This is a genomic window from Alteromonas sp. KUL106 (assembly GCF_009811415.1).
In the GTDB taxonomy this organism is placed as follows: domain Bacteria; phylum Pseudomonadota; class Gammaproteobacteria; order Enterobacterales; family Alteromonadaceae; genus Alteromonas.
The window spans coordinates 20,776-40,292 of record NZ_BLIG01000010.1; the positions used below are offsets into that span (position 1 = coordinate 20,776).

General features: G+C 45.0%; 18 protein-coding genes and 1 other annotated feature. Of the genes, 4 read left to right on the plus strand and 14 right to left on the minus strand.

The window, feature by feature from the left end; genetic code table 11:
- Positions 1-193: 193 nt before the first annotated feature.
- Complete coding sequence (locus GVO63_RS04500; protein WP_159578265.1) at positions 194-3,103, plus strand: pitrilysin family protein; 2,910 nt, start codon at positions 194-196, stop codon at positions 3,101-3,103.
- Positions 3,104-3,207: 104 nt separating this feature from the next.
- Here the strand turns inward: GVO63_RS04500 and GVO63_RS04505 are convergent, their stop codons facing one another.
- Positions 3,208-5,343 carry a methyl-accepting chemotaxis protein gene (locus tag GVO63_RS04505; protein ID WP_159578266.1) on the minus strand — a complete coding sequence of 712 codons (2,136 nt, stop codon included), beginning with the start codon at positions 5,341-5,343 and terminating at the stop codon, positions 3,208-3,210.
- A 333-nt stretch (positions 5,344-5,676) separates the two neighbouring features.
- On the opposite strand from GVO63_RS04505, the gene GVO63_RS04510 reads away from it, so the two are divergent.
- A complete protein-coding gene (locus tag GVO63_RS04510) occupies positions 5,677-6,522 on the plus strand; it encodes a formate/nitrite transporter family protein (protein WP_159578267.1) in 846 nt (281 codons plus the stop codon).
- A gap of 88 nt (positions 6,523-6,610) precedes the next feature.
- Here the strand turns inward: GVO63_RS04510 and hisIE are convergent, their stop codons facing one another.
- The 8 genes from hisIE to hisG are packed head-to-tail and all read right to left on the minus strand — an operon-like array spanning position 6,611 to position 13,763.
- Positions 6,611-7,228, minus strand: a complete 618-nt coding sequence (hisIE, locus tag GVO63_RS04515) for a bifunctional phosphoribosyl-AMP cyclohydrolase/phosphoribosyl-ATP diphosphatase HisIE (RefSeq protein ID WP_159578268.1) — start codon at positions 7,226-7,228, stop codon at positions 6,611-6,613.
- A complete protein-coding gene (gene hisF, locus GVO63_RS04520) occupies positions 7,225-8,037 on the minus strand; it encodes an imidazole glycerol phosphate synthase subunit HisF (protein WP_159578269.1) in 813 nt (270 codons plus the stop codon). The genes hisIE and hisF overlap by 4 nt, the downstream gene beginning before the upstream one ends.
- Positions 8,019-8,756, minus strand: coding sequence for a 1-(5-phosphoribosyl)-5-[(5-phosphoribosylamino)methylideneamino]imidazole-4-carboxamide isomerase (hisA, locus tag GVO63_RS04525; RefSeq protein WP_159578270.1), 738 nt, complete (start codon positions 8,754-8,756; stop codon positions 8,019-8,021). Before hisA ends, hisF begins: the two co-directional genes overlap by 19 nt.
- Positions 8,756-9,397: an imidazole glycerol phosphate synthase subunit HisH gene (gene hisH, locus GVO63_RS04530; protein ID WP_159578271.1), complete on the minus strand. Its 642-nt coding sequence runs from the start codon at positions 9,395-9,397 to the stop codon at positions 8,756-8,758. The genes hisA and hisH overlap by 1 nt, the downstream gene beginning before the upstream one ends.
- A complete protein-coding gene (gene hisB / locus GVO63_RS04535; protein ID WP_159578272.1) occupies positions 9,397-10,467 on the minus strand; it encodes a bifunctional histidinol-phosphatase/imidazoleglycerol-phosphate dehydratase HisB in 1,071 nt (356 codons plus the stop codon). The genes hisH and hisB overlap by 1 nt, the downstream gene beginning before the upstream one ends.
- Positions 10,464-11,543, minus strand: a complete 1,080-nt coding sequence (hisC, locus tag GVO63_RS04540) for a histidinol-phosphate transaminase (RefSeq protein ID WP_159578273.1) — start codon at positions 11,541-11,543, stop codon at positions 10,464-10,466. The genes hisB and hisC overlap by 4 nt, the downstream gene beginning before the upstream one ends.
- Positions 11,543-12,847, minus strand: coding sequence for a histidinol dehydrogenase (hisD, locus tag GVO63_RS04545; protein ID WP_159578274.1), 1,305 nt, complete (start codon positions 12,845-12,847; stop codon positions 11,543-11,545). The genes hisC and hisD overlap by 1 nt, the downstream gene beginning before the upstream one ends.
- A 13-nt stretch (positions 12,848-12,860) precedes the next feature.
- On the minus strand, positions 12,861-13,763 hold the full coding sequence (hisG, locus tag GVO63_RS04550) for an ATP phosphoribosyltransferase (RefSeq protein ID WP_159578275.1): 903 nt from the start codon (positions 13,761-13,763) through the stop codon (positions 12,861-12,863).
- Positions 13,764-13,813: 50 nt separating this feature from the next.
- Positions 13,814-13,932: a sequence feature (His leader region), on the minus strand.
- Between the two features lie 230 nt (positions 13,933-14,162).
- Between hisG and GVO63_RS04555 the strand changes: the two genes are divergently transcribed.
- On the plus strand, positions 14,163-14,402 hold the full coding sequence (locus GVO63_RS04555; RefSeq protein ID WP_159578276.1) for a hypothetical protein: 240 nt from the start codon (positions 14,163-14,165) through the stop codon (positions 14,400-14,402).
- Between the two features lie 15 nt (positions 14,403-14,417).
- Here GVO63_RS04555 and GVO63_RS04560 read toward each other — a convergent pair whose 3' ends face one another.
- The 5 genes from GVO63_RS04560 to GVO63_RS04580 form a co-directional block, all read right to left on the minus strand.
- Complete coding sequence (locus tag GVO63_RS04560) at positions 14,418-15,191, minus strand: ParA family protein (RefSeq protein ID WP_159578277.1); 774 nt, start codon at positions 15,189-15,191, stop codon at positions 14,418-14,420.
- Between the two features lie 257 nt (positions 15,192-15,448).
- Entirely contained in the window at positions 15,449-16,438 is a 990-nt protein-coding gene (locus GVO63_RS04565; RefSeq protein ID WP_236552057.1) for a hypothetical protein, read from the minus strand.
- 321 nt (positions 16,439-16,759) lie between these two features.
- Entirely contained in the window at positions 16,760-17,332 is a 573-nt protein-coding gene (locus tag GVO63_RS04570) for a YSC84-related protein (protein ID WP_159578278.1), read from the minus strand.
- 189 nt (positions 17,333-17,521) lie between these two features.
- Positions 17,522-17,767, minus strand: coding sequence for a DUF6482 family protein (locus GVO63_RS04575; protein ID WP_159578279.1), 246 nt, complete (start codon positions 17,765-17,767; stop codon positions 17,522-17,524).
- A 176-nt stretch (positions 17,768-17,943) separates the two neighbouring features.
- A complete protein-coding gene (locus GVO63_RS04580) occupies positions 17,944-18,426 on the minus strand; it encodes a DUF2244 domain-containing protein (RefSeq protein WP_159578280.1) in 483 nt (160 codons plus the stop codon).
- Positions 18,427-18,577: 151 nt separating this feature from the next.
- Here GVO63_RS04580 and GVO63_RS04585 point away from each other — a divergent pair, with 151 nt between their 5' ends.
- Entirely contained in the window at positions 18,578-19,486 is a 909-nt protein-coding gene (locus tag GVO63_RS04585; protein ID WP_159578281.1) for a sulfite exporter TauE/SafE family protein, read from the plus strand.
- Positions 19,487-19,517: the final 31 nt, after the last annotated feature.

Here is a 19,517-nt window from a genome sequence, read left to right on the forward strand (position 1 = left end):
TTTTTCTTTTTCTGCTTTAATTTTTGTTTAATATTATATTTTTCAATGATTTACATTATTAATTGAAGGTGCCGAGTCAGGTCGCTTTAGATCCGAATTAACCGTTTAATAAATACAAGCAAAGCGAATGTCGTGCACTGACGGCTTGCATGTGGTACTTGTTATCTTTTTTACTTGTTGAAGAACAATAACAATGCTTAAGACATTCAAACGAACGCGAATGTACACCGCTATTGCTGCTGCGGCGTTAAGTACAATTTTAGTAGGGTGCACCCATAACAGCAGCGACGCTGTTAAAAGTCAGTCGGTTTCTCAGGCTGAGAGTATAGCTGCGACCAAGAGCGCATCATCGTTCAATGTAGACTTCGAACGTTTTACACTCGATAACGGGCTTACCGTGATATTGCACGTAGACCGTTCAGATCCTGTGGCCGCTGTAGCATTGACGGCACATGTTGGATCTGCGCGTGAAAAGCAAGGTCGCACCGGTTTTGCACATCTATTTGAGCATTTACTATTCCTCGAATCGGAGAACTTAGGTAAAGGCGGCTTAGATAAATTGAGCGCGAGAATTGGCGGTTCTGGTGCAAATGGCTCTACCAGTCGTGACAGTACTAATTATTACCAAACGGTACCTAAAGATGCTTTGGAGAAAATGATTTGGGCTGAGGCAGATAAACTGGGTTTTTTCATTAATACAGTGACAGAGTCTGTGCTTGCTAAAGAAAAGCAGGTCGTGAAAAATGAAAAACGCCAAAGTGTGGATAATCGCCCCTATGGACACAATCAATACGTGATTGATAAAAATCTGTATCCCGAAGGTCATCCTTACAGTTGGCAGGTTATTGGCTCATTGGAAGATCTGCAAAACGCAACTCTTGCTGACGTTAAATCGTTTTTTAATTCTTGGTACGTTCCAAATAATGTTGTGTTAACGATTGCGGGCGACATTGATGTGGTCCAAACGAAAGCTTGGGTCAAAAAGTACTTTGATGAAATTCCCTCCGGAGAGGCAATCAGCAAGTTACCTCCTCAACCCGCTAAATTAGAACACACGATTAAGCGGTTCCACGTTGATAACTTTGCACAAGCGCCACTATTAACCATGGTGTGGCCGACAGTGCCCGAATATCACAACGACTATTACCCGTTGCAGGTTCTCTCTCAATACCTTAGCCAAGGAAAAAATGCACCGCTCAACAACGTCCTTATTGATAAGAAGAAGCTTACCAGCAATGTTTACCTCTATGGTTATGACGCAGAGATTGCAGGGCAACTTCAACTGCAGGTAATGGCATTTAATGGTGTTAATTTAAATACTGTGGCTGAGGGCATTAGCGAAGCATTTTTACTCTTTGAGCGAAATGGTATTTCTCTAGAAGATTTGGCGCGTATTAAAGCCGGGCAAGAAACTGAGTTTTATCAAGGGCTATCAAGTGTGTTAGGTAAAGGGTTTCAGTTAGCCCAATATGAAATATTTGCAGGTGGTGCAGAGTTCATCAGCCAAGACGTAAAAAAAATCTTAGGTGTGACACAGCAAGATGTGATGCGCGTTTATAACACCTATATAAAAGATAAACCCTATGTTGCGACCAGTTTTGTGCCCAAGGGGCAACAAGAGCTGGTGCTTAGCGGGTCAACAAAAGCCGAGGTAGTCGAAGAAAAAATAGTGGCGAATGCTGAAGAGACTTTCGATGCTACCGTTGCAGCTGAATATGAACGTACACCGTCGTCCTTCGACCGCACACAAGAACCTGATTATGGTGAGAGCATAGAAATTACACCACCTAAAGTGTGGCAAAGCACACTGTCTTCTGGCATCAACATAGCTGGTATTTCTAATGATGAGATGCCTTTAGTGGCCTTTGAACTGAAATTCGAAGGAGGAATGCTACTTGACCCGTTAAATAAAACAGGTACAGCCAACTTACTTGCCGAGACATTAATCAAAGGCACGGCAAATAAAACGCCTCAACAACTCGAACAGGAAATTGAGCTGTTAGGTGCAACCATAGAAGCCAGTGCCTCCGAAACGGACATTACCATCAGCGGTACTGTGCTGTCGAAACACTACGGTAAATTAATGGCGCTCGTCTCCGAAGTTGTTCTTTTTCCTCGCTTTGATGAGAAAGAGTTTGAACTGGCCAAAGAGGATGTGTTGAATCAGATCGAACAGATAAAAGCGAATCCTAATGCTGTAGCATCGGTTGAGTTCAAATCGCTGCTTTATGGTAGATCGCATCCATTCTCCCAAATCCCGCTCGGGGATATAGAATCCGTTAACAACATTGTGCTTGATGACGTAAAAGCGTATTACCATAGTAACGTTTCACCAACTGTCGCGAAACTGCACATTGTCGGAGACATCAATCAGCAAGAAGCTGTGAACACACTATCATTACTTAACGATAGCTGGGCGTCCAGTGAAGTAATACTCCCTGTCGTATCAGAGCCGGCTTTACCTCAACAGGCTCAGATTTATTTCTACGATGTTCCCGATGCGAAACAGTCCGTTTTGTATTTCGGTCATCCTGCTCCGAAAGTGAATCATCAAGATGCCTACAAATTAAGTGTAATGAACTACCGCTTGGGTGGAGGGGGCTTCGCGTCTCAACTCATGCAGGAGCTTCGCGAAAATAAAGGTTACACCTATGGTATTCGCTCGTCGTTTTCTAGCGACCAGTATACCGGAGAATTTGCCATCCGAAGCGCTGTACGCTCAAACGTGACGTTAGAGGCCGCTCAGGCCATTCTGGATATATTGATGTCTTTTGGCGACCATTATTCTAGTGAAGATCTAGTTGTTACAAAGGGCTTTACGCTTAAGTCCGGCGCACGCGCATTTGAAACGCTAAGAGCAAAATTAAACATGGTCAGTGAAATCAGTGACTTTGGTTTAGCAGACGACTATGTTTCACAGCAAGAAGATGAAGTTAAGACGTTAACGGTTGATGAAGTGAAGCGTTTATATCGCGATTATGTGCACCCCAACAAAATGATCTACTTGATTGTGGGGGATAAAAAGACGCAGTTTGAACGTTTAGAGGCATTAGGTTTTGGCTCGCCTATACTGCTAAATCCATCTAGTCAAAGGGCTGATTGATTTTGGTAAAAAACGAGTTCTAAACGAAAAGGTACTGTTGCTAAAAATTAGAAGGCTCGTATGAATCAGATTCATTCGAGCCTTTTTTACAGGATTTGTTAAGCTTAATGGGTTTTCAATTTAGCTAACAGTTCTCTAAGCGTGCTTACCGCTTTGAAGATAGCTTTGGAGCTTTCTGCAGACGCTTTAGAGTTAGTGGACACGTCAGACGTTGCATTGCCAATCACCACCATATTTCTATTAAGCTCTTCACTCACTTGGCTTTGTTCTTCTGCTGCAGCGGCCATTTGCGTCATGCGTTCACTGATCTCACCAATCTGAAGTACCGTGGTTTGCATTTTCCCAAGCGCTGACTGTGAAAGCTGCGCCGCATCTTCGGCTTTTAGACTACCCGAGTGAATAGTATTTACGGTGTGATCAACTTCACTTTGTAGTGCGGTAATAACCTTACCGATTTCACCTACTGACTCGGCGGTTTTTGAGGCAAGTGAGCGAACTTCATCGGCTACTACGCTAAATCCTCTGCCATTTTCTCCGGCACGTGCCGCTTCGATGGCAGCATTTAATGCCAAGAGATTAGTCTGGTCGGCGATCGCGCCAATAACGTCGAGGATCTTTTTAATATCCGTACTTCGCTGAGAAACGGCTTGAACCGCATCAGATGCATTCTGCATTTCTTTCGAGAGCTCTGTTACCGAGTGAGTCGATTCAGAAATTTCGCTTTCTGTTTGTTTGACTGAATTCGTCGCCTTGTCTGCATTATCTGCTGCGTCGGCAGCCGTCCTCGCCACTTCCTGTGCCGTTTGAGACATTTCGGTAATAGCTGTAACCACGCTGTCTATTTCCGCTTGCTGTACTTGGATAAGTGAATTAGTACTTTCAGTGTGACGCTGGGTTTCTCCGCTTTGCTCAATGACTTGTGCGCATGAATGCTTGGCTTGGTCAAGCAGCTCCCTTACTCGTTCCTTGAAAAGATTAAAAGCTTCACTCAACTGAATCAGCTCAGCGTGAGAGTTTACATGGATATTTTGTGTTAAGTCGCCACCTTGTCTCGCAAGTTCTTCCATCCGCTCGGCAACTTGTCGGACAGGATGAATAATGCTTTTCGTAAACACAAAAACCAGTGCAAGAGCAATAGCCGTGCATATAATCGCCACAATGAGCTGAGTGGATAGTAGTGACGTTACAGCTGAAGAAATCATGGTTTCAAGCGACGTAACAGGCGCCATCGCGTGTGCTTTGCTCACGCCAACAATCATTTTCCATTTTTCGTTGGCTAAATTTAGAGATATGTCTTGTGAAACGTAGAGCATCCCATCGCTTTCAAAAAGACCTGATAGTTGGTCAGTATTGAGAAGACTCTCTGATTTACGCTTGTCGCTAAATATCTCAGAAATTGGGCGAGCTAATTTTGACTTTGCATCAGTGGCAGCAACCACCAGTCCATTTTGACTGACAACGTAGACCTCTGCGTTACCATCATAAAGCGAAGCTTTAAGGCTTTCTGCTCGTTGTTGAATGATAGGAAGGTTTAAGTCAGTGCCTACTACGCCGCGAAATTGATTATTTGCGATAACGGGAACGGTTAGGCTGGTCATTAGCTCGGTATAGCCCTCACGAATCTCATACTGATAAGGGTTAGAAACGCATGGTTTACGTGTTTCTTCATTACACAAATACCATTCAGCCGCTCTAAACCCAAATTCATCAAGGGTGGTGTCATGTTTTAATTCGGGGTCGGTGATTACGATCTGCTCAGCAGCACCATTTTCTCCTCTTATGAAGTAAACTTCGAAGCTGCCCGTTCCTGGCGTAGAATGTAGCTTACCGCTTTTGTTCTCAGCAGCCTTGCCATCAAACCTATTCGTTTCAAATTGGGCATACGCGCTTGACGTTACTTTAGTGTCCAGCATACTTTTCACTAAACGCTCGGTTTGCTCACGACTGAGCGATAGCGCATCATTTGCCTCAATGCTCCTCGTCAGTTGAGCGGCAACTGTATTCGGTAAAATATGTGCGCTATTGATCAAGGCTTCTGTTTGCGCAGCAAATTGAGATGCCTTTGCGGATACAGTTTTTTGAATCTGATCAGCAATTTCCTGACTGACATGCCTGTCTAACTCTTTTTCTGTTCGCTCAAGTAAAAGGTAGCTTACGCCAATAAATACAGCGGCAAGGAGAATAAAAAGCATGCCAACAACTGACATAAGCTTAGAAGACAGAGAGTGACTTTTTTTCATGTATTAAAACAACTTTGATTTGAAATAGACGAGTACGATATGTAGTACATTTAGACGATTCATTGTGCGACGTACTTAATGTTATGTCGGAATCACATGACTACGATTTGAGTATAGCATTGTACATAATATGTACTAACTCATCAGCCATCTATTTATCTAATCCGTTTTGTTATTTATATATACGTATAATAATTAATACGTATGGGGCGTTGGCAGAACGTTGTGACCGAAATTGAGAGCATCCAACGTATCAACATTAAAGTGAAGCAACATGTCAGCGTAGCAAGACGTAAACGCAATACGTAAAAATAAGATAAAACGGGAGAGGTAATGGCTAAAGAAACAAAGGATTCCAACGATAGGCAGAAAGATGTAGCGCTAAGTCATACCGAAGAAAAGGATGTAAGAGACAATCAAAGTTTAAACTCTGTGTCGTTATACGCCATCGTGCACAGGGAAGGGCTTGAAGAGCTTCAGCGCCCTATGATGTCATTGTGGTGGTCCGGTGTTGCTGCTGGTATTGGTATTTCGCTCTCTATTTTGGCCGAAGGGATATTACATCACCTCTTTGTAAATTCGCCTTATCAGTTTGTCATTGAGAATCTGGGTTATACCGTTGGCTTTGTGCTGGTCATCGTTGGCCGATTACAGCTATTTACCGAAAATACGCTTTCGGTCATTCTGCCCCTTTTAAGTAAACCATCGGCAAACATGGGAGCGTGCATTGCACGACTCTGGTCTATCGTTTTTGCTGCTAATATGTTCGGCACTTTTCTGGCTGCGTTTTTCAGCCACACTTTGCAAGCCGTTCCACCAGAGTTAGTTGAGGGAATGACTGCTATATCTGAGCACTATGCTAAATTATCACCGTCAGACGCCTTCTCATACGGCATTACGTCTGGGTTTATTATTGCCGCTATTGTGTGGATGAAACCTTCGGTTAAGCACTCTCAAATATTGATGATAGTTATTTTTACCTATCTGATTGCTATTGGTAATTTTACTCACGTGATTGCTGGCTCAACAGAGCTATTCCTACTAGCACTGCAAAATAAAATAAGCATTCTTGAAACACTCTCACTAATAGGCGCAACATTACTAGGAAATATTGTTGGCGGAACAGGGTTGTTTGCACTATTGGCTTATGGGCAGGTTGTAAGAGAAATCGAGAAATAGGTACACAATGAAGTAAACAAATTAGAAGCGTGTAACAAAAATGCCCTTCGCGCAGGAAACGAGAAGGGCATGAAAAACGAGTTACACTTTACTTATGACGCTCGCGAAGAACGTTCAGTGCATCGTTTAACGACATATCGCTTGCTTGAAGCAGTACCGTTAAGTGGTACAACAAGTCAGCGGCTTCGTTTTTAAGCTCTTCCTTGTCGTGAACGGTGGCAGCGAGTGCAGTTTCAACGCCTTCTTCACCTACTTTCTGGGCTATGCGCTTAATGCCTTTGTTGTAAAGACTCGCAGTGTAGCTGCTTTTTGGGTCGGCATCTTTACGGGCAGCTAACACGCGCTCTAAGTCTGCAAGAAAGGTAAATGCCGGTGTGTTACCGTCAAACCAGCAGCTTTCAACACCGGTGTGGCACGTTGGGCCATTAGGGTTGGCCAGTACCAACAGTGAATCTTGGTCGCAATCGCAGGCAACGCTTACTAAATCTAGCGTGTTGCCTGACGTTTCACCCTTGGTCCATAGGCGCTGTTTTGAGCGGCTGAAAAAAGTCACTTTACCCGTTTCAAGGGTTTTCGCTAGAGCGTCTTGGTCCATGTAACCCTGCATCAATACCTTGCCGGACAGTGCATCTTGCACAATGGCGGGCAACAGGTTATCCATTTTGTCCCACGCTAGCTTATTGCTATTGTCATTAGTAATGATCACGGGTTTACTCCTTCTGCTTGCGCCGTTAAACCGTGACGCTTACGCATGGCAACGCCACTGCTGGTTAATTCTGCTTTTAGCTCATCAATATTGATGATGCCTTTGTGGAATACCGATGCCGCCAGTGCGCCATCAACGTCAGCTTGTTGAAACACATCAGTAAAGTGAGCAATTTCACCCGCACCACCAGAGGCAATCAGCGGCACTTCACAGACATCGCGCACGGCTTTCAGCTGTTTCACATCATAGCCCTTGCGCACGCCGTCCTGATTCATGCAGTTAAGTACAATCTCACCTGCACCACGTGACTGTACTTCTTTGATCCAGTCGATGGTTTGCCACTGGCTTTTTTGTGTACGGGCTTCATCACCGGTGAATTTGTACACTTCGTATTGGTCGGTTGCTTCGTTATAAAAGCTGTCGATACCAATCACTACGCACTGTTGACCATACACGTCGTGCAGCTGATTGATAAGATCTGGGTTATTGAGGGCAGGGGAGTTAATCGAAATCTTATCTGCACCCATTTCCAAAATGCGCCCGGCGTCTTCAATGCTTTTGATGCCGCCAGCCACGCAAAACGGAATATCAATAACCTGTGCGATTCGGCTTACCCAGCTTTTGTCTACCACACGGGCGTCAGAGCTTGCGGTGATATCGTAAAACACCAATTCGTCGGCACCTGCCTTCGCGTATTGCTCGGCAAGAGGCACAATGTCGCCAATGATTTCGTGGTTTCTAAACTGAACACCCTTAACCACTTTACCGTCGCGTACGTCTAAACACGGTATTATGCGTTTTGCCAGCATGCGATAGCCTCCTTCACCGTAAACTTACCTTCAAGTAGTGCGCGACCTAGAATAACGCCGCCAACGTTTGTGGGCTTCAATGCTTCAATATCAGCAATGCTGCCAATACCGCCAGACGCTTGCCAGCTAACATGTGGAAAACGGTCTGCCATTTCTTGATACAGCTCAGTGTTCGCGCCTTGTAGCGTACCGTCACGGCTAATGTCGGTGCACAGTACGTGCTTTGCGCCAACTGAAGCGAAGTCTTCCAACAAGCCTTCAAGGGCTACACCAGAGTTCTCTTGCCAACCGTGGGTAGCGATAAGCTTTTCACCGCTATCGCTGATATTGATATCAAGGGCTAGTACAATGTGCTCAGGGCCGTATTTTTCTACCCAAGATTTTACAAGCTCGGGCTGTTTAACAGCTAACGAGCCAATAACCACGCGGCTTACGCCAGTTTCAAGTAGCTGCGCCACTTCTTCTTCGCTACGAATACCGCCGCCGGCTTGAAACTTCATACGCTTAGTGTCGACCATAGACTTAATAAGGGAAAGCTGGCGCTTACTGGTGTCTTTGGCGCCGGTTAGGTCAACAATGTGCAACCAGGTTGCACCTTGGTCAGCATAGTCGTGAACCACGTCTACTGGGTCCAGTTCGTATTGGGTTTTCTGCTCGTAGTCGCCTTGATAAAGGCGCACTACGCGTCCGTCAATAAGATCAATCGCTGGAATAATCATTATAGGTTCACAAAGTTAGTCAGTAGTTGTGCTCCGGCCTCGCCAGAACGTTCTGGGTGAAACTGCACCCCATAAAAATTGTCTTTATTTATGGCGGCTGAAAATGCATTACCATAGGTACAGCTAGCAAGCGTGTGCTCGTACTCAGGCACTGCAAAGCTATGTACAAAGTAAAAATAGGTATCTTGCGGAATGCCTTTGAACAAACTTTCGTTGTTGTGACTGCTGTTATGAGAGACGGTGTTCCAACCCATGTGAGGTAAGCGTACGCCCTTTGACTCCATGCGCGCCACATGACCGGGCATGAGGTTTAAACAATCGATGTTGCCTGTACCTTGAAAACCGCCTTCCGCACTGGTTTCCACCATAAGCTGCATGCCTAAACAAACGCCTAGCACAGGTTGAGTAAGCGATTGAAGGGTCTCCACTAACGCTTTTTGCTTAATGCTTGCCATTGCTGCTGCCGCTGTACCAACACCAGGTAAAAACACTTTGTCAGCGCTTTTAATTGCGTTTACATCATCCGATACCTCTACTTCAACGCCTAGGCGCTCAAGGGCAAAGCGTACCGATGAAATATTGGCGCAGCCGGTGTTCACTATCACTATTTTTTGTCGCTGGCTGGGGTTTACCACTGACATTACAGTGCTCCTTTACTGCTTGGCAGTGCGTCGCCTTGGCGCGTAATAGCTTGGCGAAGGGCGCGGCCAAATACTTTAAACAAGCTCTCTACCTGGTGATGTGCATTACCTTCGCTGGTGGAAAGGTGCAGCGATAGCCCCATACTTTGCGCAAGCGAGTAGAAGAAGTGCGGTACCATTTCAGTGGCCATTTCGCCTACCTGATCGCGGCTAAATTCAGCGTCAAACTTAAGGTGAGGGCGGTTGGAAATGTCCATAATACATTCCGCACGGCATTCATCCATTGGTAAAGCAAACCCAAAACGACCAATGCCGCGTTTGTCGCCTAGTGCCTTTTTAAGGGCTTCACCTAGCGCAAGCGCGGTATCTTCTACACTGTGGTGATCATCAATGTGCAAATCGCCATCGGTAGTAAGAGTGAGCTCAAAACCACCGTGAGTGGCAATTTGGTCTAGCATGTGGTCAAAAAAGCCCATGCCGGTTTGAATTGTCGACTTAGCTTGCGAGTCTAAATCTACGCGAACGCGAATATCAGTTTCAGAGGTGGTACGCACGACTTCGGCAATACGCGAAGACGCTAACAAGCTTTTCTGAATATCGTTCCAGTTTAAACTTTCGCGGTTGTACTGGAAGCTACGAATACCCATGTTTTGAGCAAGCTGTACATCGGTAATGCGGTCACCAATCACATATGAACGGGTGAAATCGACTTTGCCTTGCTGCAAGTATTCTTGTACTAAGCCAAGCTTTGGTTTGCGGCATGTGCAATTATCAGCATCGAAGTGCGGGCAAATCAACACGTCGTCAAATACCACGCCTTGGCTCTCAAAAATGGCCATCATGGCATTGTGTGGCTTGTCGAAGTCTTCTTGAGGAAAACTGTCTGTACCCAACCCGTCTTGGTTACTTACCATTACCAGCTTAAAGCCAGCCGCCTTAAGCTTAAGCAACACGGGAATAACGTTTGGTTCGAAAACAAGCTTCTCTAGACTGTCTAATTGCTTATCTACTGGCGGCTCTTCTACGAGTGTACCGTCGCGGTCAATAAATAAAATGGCTTGCTGACTCATGCCGCGTCCTCATTAGTTTTAAATTCGTTAATTAGCTGCATTAAACGCTGATTTTGCTCTTCAGTACCGATGCTCACGCGTAAGCACTTGTGTAAGTTAAGCTGTTTTGATTGGTCGCGAATAAGCATGCCTTGGCTTACCAAATATTGCATTAGGGCTTGTGCCTTTTCATAGCGGAACAAAATAAAATTCGCTCTTCTATCACCTACTAACTCAAAACCATCAATAGATGCTAGCGCTTCGGCTAAGGTCTCTTTTTCACGATTAATCGTGGCAACTTGAAGCTCAAGTAGGGCAAGCGACTCCTTTGACAAAGCGTGAGCTGCAATTTGTGCAACTGGCTCTGGAATAGGATAAGGCGCTATCACTTTCATTAACGCCTGAATAACCGGTGTTTGCGCAAGGGTAAAACCACAGCGAAGACCGGCAAGCGCAAACGCTTTAGATAGCGTGCGAAGCACCACTAAGTTCGGGTAATTGTTTATTTCATTTGCCCACGTGTTGTCAGCATCGAACTCAATGTACGCTTCATCAACAACAACGAGTGCTTTATCGGCAAAGTGGTTGAGCACGGTTTTAATGTCCTCACGAGCAACGGGCGTGCCGGTTGGATTATTGGGCGCGCAGATGAAAATCACGTTAACGTCTTCTTCAGCGCATACAGCATTCACGTTAAGGCTAAAGTCGTCGTTAAGCGGTACTTTCTTAATGCCCACATCACAGGTTTCTGCGCTGATTGCATACATACCGTAGGTAGGCGGGCAAATCAAAATGCTATCTTTACCCGGCGTACAGAAGGTACGGATAAGCAGTTCGATGCCTTCATCTGCCCCGCGGGTAACAATAAGCTGTGATTTATCTAGCCCTGCATAACTTGCGTAACCACTGACTACCGCCTCAGGTTGACACGATGGGTAGCGGTTAAAGTTACTGCTATCTACGCTGTATTCGTTTGCGTAAGGTGACTCGTTAGCATTAAGCCAGTCTTGGCCGCCCGAAAACAAGCGACGTGCCGACTCATAAGGCTTTAGCGGCACTAAATTTTCGTTAATTAGGTTATCGATAAGTGCCGACATTAGGCGTCTCCTTGCTTAAGTGCCTGCATACGAAGTGCAACGGCCTGTTCGTGTGCGTCTAGCCCTTCTGCGGCGGCCAGTGCCATAATCGCAGGGCCTAAATTACGCATGCCGTCTGCGCTTAGCTCTTGAATCGTGTAGCGACGCATAAAGTCCAAAAGGCCTAGGCTAGAGTAATTCTTAGCATAGCCGTAGGTAGGCAATACGTGGTTTGTACCTGAAGCGTAATCGCCGGCAGACTCAGGTGACCATGGGCCTAAGAATATAGAACCTGCATATTTTATTTTTGGCAAATAATCACGGGCATTCTCGATTTGTACTATCAAGTGCTCCGCCGCATAGGCGTTGCTTGCTTCAATGGCTTGTTCAATTGAATCGGCCAAAATATAGCGCGCATTTTCCATCGCAGGGCGGGCAATTTCAGCACGAGATAAGGTCGCTAATTGACGCTCAACCGCTGCTTTTGCTTCTTCAATAAGCGTAGCGCTGTTAGATACTAAAATAGCCTGTGAGTCTGGACCGTGCTCGGCTTGAGATAGTAAGTCTGCTGCCACAAACTCAGGGTTTGCGAACTCATCAGCAAGTACCAAGACTTCTGATGGACCGGCCGGCATATCAATTGCCGCGCCATCCGCGCGCTGGCTAACTTGTTGTTTAGCTTCCGTTACAAAGCTGTTCCCTGGGCCAAAAATTTTATCGACTTGCGGGATAGTTTCAGTACCCAGCGCCATGGCTGCAACCGCTTGCGCGCCACCACATAAGAATATCTTGTCAATGCCGCACTTACGCGCTGCATACGCAATTTCAGGCGCAATAAGTTGCGCTTTGTTGGGCGGTGTGCAAAGCAGTTTATTCTCGCAACCTGCTACCAGTGCGGGCACGCCTAGCATTAACACGGTAGAAGGAAGCGGTGCGCTGCCGCCTGGAATGTATAGGCCTACTGCATCAAGCGCGGTAAAGCGAAGTTCGCATTTAACACCTGGCGTAGTGGTTAATGCGATGTCACTTGGCATCTGCGCTTCGTGAAACGCCTTTATATTGTTGAACGCTGTGTCGATAGCATTTGCAACCTCAGGTGTTACCTTGGCGGCAAGCGCATCAATGTTGTCTTGTGAAAGAACAAGGCTAGTAAGGTCAGGGCAGTCAAATTTACGTGTGTAATCAAGTACTGCCGCATCACCTTCTGCTTCAACACGGGCGATAATCTCGCCCACGGTTTTCTTTAACTGTTGGCTATTGGCCATAGCCGGGCGGGCTAGCGCCTGTTTTTTCTCATTTGCTGAAAGAGATGACCAAGTAATCATAATTGCCTGCCTTTTAGCCCATCATTTTTTCGATTGGCATTACAAGAATAGAGCTACAACCAAGGGCTTTAAGCTTTTCCATGGTTTCCCAGAATAAGGTTTCTGTTGAAACAACGTGGATAGCCACTTGCTCGTCGTTTCCAGCAAGGGGCAGAACCGTTGGGTTTTCTGCACCTGGTAGTAGGCTTTTCACCTGCTCTAAATACGCCTTTGGTGCATGTAGCATGATGTACTTGCTTTCTTTTGCTAGTAACACGCCATCAACACGCGGCATAAGGCGGTTAACCAGTGTTTCTTTTTCGTCGCTAAGTTCGCCGTCAGCGCGCTTGATAAGAACGGCTTTACTGCGGAAGATAACATCTTTTTCTACGAGACCATTTGCTTCAAGGGTTGCGCCTGTAGATACCAAGTCACAAATCGCGTCAGCCACACCGGCACGAGGAGCCACCTCCACTGAACCTTGTAACATAACGGCTTTAGCATTAATGCCTTGGTCTTTGAAATAACGCTCCAGAAGGTAAGGATAGGTGGTGGCGACTTTTTTGCCTTCTAGAGACTGAATGCCGTCGTAGTCCATCTCATTCGGTACGGCGATTGATAAGCGGCAACCGCCGTAGTCTAGGCGACGCAGTACTTCATATTCAAACGGCTTACCTGCAGCTTTGCGTTCAAGCATTTTTTCTTCGAGTTCGTTTTCGCCAATGAAGCCAAGATCAACAACCCCATCCATGACAAGACCTGGAATATCGTCGTCGCGTACGCGTAACAAATCGATAGGCTGATTCGTTGAATGTGCAATCAGCAAGCGATCACGAATGTTTAATTTTATGCCTATCGCCTTTAGTAGGGCGATGCTGTCATCGCTCAAACGACCTGATTTCTGTACGGCAATTCGAAGTCTTTTGCTGTTACTCATTGAAACGTTCCTTACACGTTGTGTCTTAACTTTTGATTGCGCCTAAAACGAAAAACCCCCGGAAGTTTCCTTCCGAGGGTCGAGAATTTTTTCTATCTGCGCCACTGGAAGGAAATATAGACCTTCCAGCACGAACCTGAAAGGTTATGCTTTGTGGTGATGGTGATGTTTCGCCGCGCAGTTTATCATTTTGATGAATTTAATTCCTAATTTCGAACGGCCCAAACATTAGCGGTTTGACGTGTGATTTGCAAGGCAAAAGTGAACTCTTTTCTTATATTAACTCTAATTTAATATGTATATTATAAAACTATTCGTTATGAATACGCTGTGGACTTTAATTTTAGGCATTTCGGTGCCGATAAATTATCAATGTACGTGCAAGCTCGAGGAGGGCGTATGAGCAACGATTTACTGTTTCCTATTTTACCTCGCAACACAACGGTGCCTGTTGAGGCAGATGATCGTGTGAAAAAAGTGCAAAAGACAAAAAAGTTGGAGCATGTAAGAGAAGACGATCATGGACAGCTTCAAGACGTCAAGCGCACTGAGATTGTTGAGGCTACCGCCGAAAAGGGGAAAGATAATGAGCGCGACAACAAGCGCGGTGGGCTTAAGCATATTGATATTGACGTTTAGCACATCATGGTGGCGTTAAGCTTTGTATGTATTGAGCGCTTCGAACAAGGCCGCGAACTGTCCCGTCACTTTATGCTTAGGTGAGTAGAAAGGCAGCGGCATGCGTTTAGAATGAGATTCCTTCACCTTTACTGTGGCACTGACATAGCTGTCTAATACCGGCAAATCTTGCTGTTTAAGTTTGTCTACCAATTCTCTAGGTAGTTTTGCCTGACTATTAAATTGATTAATCACAATACCAAACAAACGTAGTTGTGGGTTGTGGTCCTCCTTAAGTTCCATCGCGTTGTCGAGCAACCTTATAATAGCCTGAGCTGAGAAATCATCGCAATCAAAGGGCACGCAGAAGCCATCAGCTGCAATTAGGGCGGCCTTTGAATAAAAATTGAAGTTGGGCGGTGTGTCGATAAAAATGTAATCGAATTCGCCTTTTAACTCCCTTAATGCATCTTTAAGTTTGAAGATTTTGTATCGTGATTCAAGTTCCCGCTCAACGTCAGCCAATGCCGGTGAGGAAGGCATAACGAAAAGGTTCTCAAACGGAGTAGGGTGAACAAACTCAGCGGGCTTTTTTGCTGTTCTAAATATCCCCACCACCTGTTTGAACATATCGGCCACGGTAAGGCTTTTTTCGTTAGCGTCAAACCCCACGTAATGCGTGCTGTTTCCTTGGACGTCTAAGTCTACCAATAACGTTTTGAAGCCCAGTTTGGCGCTTTGTGCAGCTAAATTGGTGCTAATCGTTGATTTACCTACGCCACCTTTTTGATTGAACACCACGGTTATCATAATAAATCCCTGTGTAAGTTGTGTTTAAAATATGCCCAATTAAAAGTGCCTATGCAAAATTTTTGTTTATGGTTCAAAGCAAATAAAATGAAGTGACACAAGAGATAGTATAAAAAATAGCGTCGCATAGCGTCTTGAAATGGATGAAGATTGGGGAATTGTCTGTTCAATAATATGCTAGCGCGATAAGTATCAAGGCAAGAAGGAGAGGGCATTAAATGATGGTCTCACTCTTCTTGCCTGGCCGTTACCGGATGCTATTGATGATAAACGCTATGTCGATTAAACCTTCTTGCACTTAGTATACCCATTGCGAACAAAAAAATCGCAAACGTAGACGGTGCGCTTACCTCGGTTGAGGCGGTGGTTGATGCAAATGAACTTGCTAAAATGATGTCGCCATTAACAGTAGGGTTGTTGGTCAAATCGAGCACCGGTCCAGTTAATAGTCCGCCTACGGGGAAAAGCGCATCGTAAAATGCATTTAGAGAGAAATTATCAAAGGAAATTCTCACTGCGTTGCGAGTCTCTGTACATAACGTGTCTGAGCAAGACTTCGCGACTTCATTGACGAATATACCCAAACCAAAGTCGGCAATATTCAACCCAGCAAATAACGACTGATTTTCAAGCGCCGTCGCCGTTACGCTTTTTCCCAAAAGGTTCACTTCAACATTCACGATATCTGACGTGCCTGCTGTTGATAGGCTTACATTTGAATTGGGCGTGGCGTTGCCGTTAATCTGGGAGACTGTGGAAAGTACATCCGCACTGAGTGTCAAGAAGCCGCTTATTCCTAGCAAATCGGAAAACAAGTCGAGATGAAGATCGTTTATGGTTCCGCGACCTGATGTGAAAAAGCTTGTGGGAACAAAGCTTGTCAAAGACGACTGAGATTCTCCCTCGATAATGGCTGTAGATAGCGCGCTTTCAAACTCAGTCACATCAATAGCGCTTCCCAGTGAGCCCGTTGCGTCTGCACTAGCACCAATGATCGTTTTAATGTGTGAATAATCTTCCGGTGCACTCCCGCTGGTGTGGCCCAAGTTCACAGAAGCGTTAGTAATTGCACCAACAATGTTAGCCACATTGCTTGTAATGGATAGGTCGACATGGACAGCGTTACCATAGCTGCTACTAATGATTGCTGCGTTTGAAGAAAAGCAAACTGTCGCCGAGGCAAACAATGTTCCGGTCAATAAGGTTCTTGCTATTGCTCTAATTACGTTATTTTTTTGTAGTTGCATAATGAAACCCTCGTTTACAGCTCAGCAGGTTGCTAAGCAATACTCTTGCGACTAAAGGGTAGACTCAAGTGTATGAAACGGTTATGAGGGTTTCCCCCTAACATAGGAATAAAAGTGGAGAGGGGGGAGTTTTTCTTTGCGTGTGTTTATTTCTGGTATTCAAAATTTCCGGTATCGAAAGTCTGCATTTAAATGGCCTGGTGACAACTATCAGTAATGCGCAGATGCACAGATTTTGAGGAGGAGCTTTTTGAGTATAAAAAAGCTCCTCGTTTGACTATTTTCTCATTACTAAAAATTCAGGGCGAAAAACTAACCGTATTAGTTAAGTTCTTTGTCCACCCAAAATTTAGTTCCTTTAACCGTAGCTTGCAGTGTAAGGCCGCTTTCCGTCATAGTGTAAACCGTAACGTTGCCAAGATAACCTTCTCCTTCTGCTGATGCGCCTTTGTTACCTGCTTTCGCAGCCACGTCCGCGTTGCCACCAACGGTCCAGCCGTTCTCTATAAAGTAACTCATCGCTTTTTGTGTGTGGAAGACCATAACAATGCGGTAATCCTTAGCCCCTAACCCAAGGCCAACGCCACCTTCTGCCATATTCATGTATGTTTTCGCGCCAGTTACATTGTTATTTACCACACCGTAGCCGGTGCCAGCAGCAACGAAGAATAAATTGATGTTGGCATTAGTAAATACTGCATAACCTGCCGCATCCCGTATTTGAGAGCGAGTATCGGGCTTCTCGCCATAAAGACGTGTAAGGGCATTTTCCTGCATATCTAAAATCCCTTGTCGCTTTTGAGCAACAGTTCCATTGCCCATAGAAGCGCATGCGGTTAATGCCAATATGGAACTTAAAAACAAAGACCTAATAGCTAACTTACTCATTTTCATGCAATTCTCCTAAGCATGCAGGTGTTCGGTGTGTTACAAAAGAAGACAAATCCCTTCATTTATAAGTCATCGAAACACTGTTTTCATTTACGTCACAAAGCTTGTACGCAAGAAGTGTGCAAAGTAGTGCAATGACAGTTAACTATTGCGCTCGAATCGCTGCTCACTGTTTTTATGTGCCTCTGCGTTTTACCATTCAATCTCGAGTTCAAGCGCGCCGGGATCGTCCGTTTGGCCAACCATCTCTTCATATGGCGTGCTCTGGCGAAGCCACACTTGCTCGAAAGATTGGGAATCGAAATGCTCTCTTATTTCATTAAGGCAGTGGAACGTCTTGGGTTGCAATTTTTTGTCACGAACCAAAGTACGCGTCGCTCCCATGCCGGTGGACGCGAGATAGTTACCACCTTCTAGAGACTCAATGTATAAATTCATAATATAGTCCTCATTAGGTCGCAGCTAACGTTGGCTGCGGCTTATACTTTTTTAGTAGAAAACAGTCACAATGATCATTAATTTTGTGTCATGAAGCTGCAAACTTCCTTCAGTACATAAAGTGGAAAAAGTAACACGGACGTTAAATTGAACTGTGTAAATGGTGTCGTAGCGCTTCACCACCATTTGTTTGTGCACACCATCACACCGGCCTGTTTTAAGTTATCTTGTACGCGTTTTTTGTCTTCTGAATTAAGAAAAGCACCCACCTCAAACTGTTGCAGCGGCGTTTGCAAAATTAAACGTGATACGCGCTTTAGGCTTAAATCTTTTTGGTAAAATAACGAGGTTTCTGGTCGAGGAAAGCACAAATTAGCGCCGTTCGAGGAGGATACATAAATGGCCTGAGCAGAGATTAAAACCGTTTCCCATCGATAAGTTGCTTTAGAGACTAAGTACATAACAAGCGCAAGCAAGCCAACTTCTATCCCTGCAAAGGGTAATATGACCCAGGCGCCTACAAAGGCCCAAGCGATGGCGATGGTACTGATAAAAAGCGCGAAAGCAGCAATTAGGTATTTAGTTTGTTGCCATGTCGCAGAACGGTTAGGTGTAAGATGTAGTTGCACCCGCTGCTCAAAAGTAGATACTTCAACCATATTTTACAAATGCTGTATACGATAATTGTGTAAGTTAAAGCTTATACGTAACGCGCTACCAATAGTTTGAAAAATGTACAAGCACAAATGGCTAACGCGCTTTATACAATTATTCTCTTAACATTATCGTATTTTTGTCTTAAGGACGTGTGTGATCACTTTTATAAAACGCCATGTTGGCAAATCAATACTGGCTTTACTTCTTGTAGTATGGTGCAGCATTTTGCTAGCGCAACCAGCTCCAGTGGAACTCATAAAGCAATTTGGGCTTTTTAGTGGACTCGGTGTGATAGGTGCTATCTTTGCAAATGCCACTGGTGCGGGAGGCGGTGTGGTATTTGTTCCGTTTTTTAATTTTTTATCATTTTCCCCACAAAGCGTTGTAGCCACAAGCTTTGCTATTCAATGCTGCGGGATGACTGCGGGGGCATTGACGTGGGCAACGTACTATAAAAAACAGCATAGTCACGACCATTACTGGAAAGCATTGCCAAGCGCCCTGTTGCTTACTGTTCCATCGTCGATATGCGGTATAGGTTTTGCCCAATACTCCTCGCAAAGCAAGCTTTTGCTTGACTATTTATGGGGTGGGGCAAATAACCTTCATATTGCATTTGGCAGCTTTTCAATTTTATTAGCAATCGCGATTTTTGCCTCTATTCCTCTTATGAAGCGCACTCATTTCGAAAAGGACTTGCACACAAAAGATTTGGTGTTCTTGCCTTTTATTGGCTTTTTGGGCGGGATTATTACCGCATGGCTGTCGGTAGGCGTCGGCGAGCTCGTCGCCGTTTACCTCATTATTCGCGGGTTTAATGTCACCATGTCTATCGCTATAGCGGTAATTTTATCAGCATTTACCGTATGGTCAGCCCTTCCTTTCCACGCTCTACTTAGCGAGTCAGTGGTGTGGCAAGTTGTTCTGTTTGCAGGCGCTGGGGCAATCATCGGAGGAATGATTGCAAAATATGTGGTTTTGGCATTTTCTGTTCAGCGACTAAAACTTTTTTTCGGCATGTGGGTACTAATTTTAGGTATCACCAGTTTACCGATACTCTAAACAATGGTTACTGCCGTTAATTGTATTACCT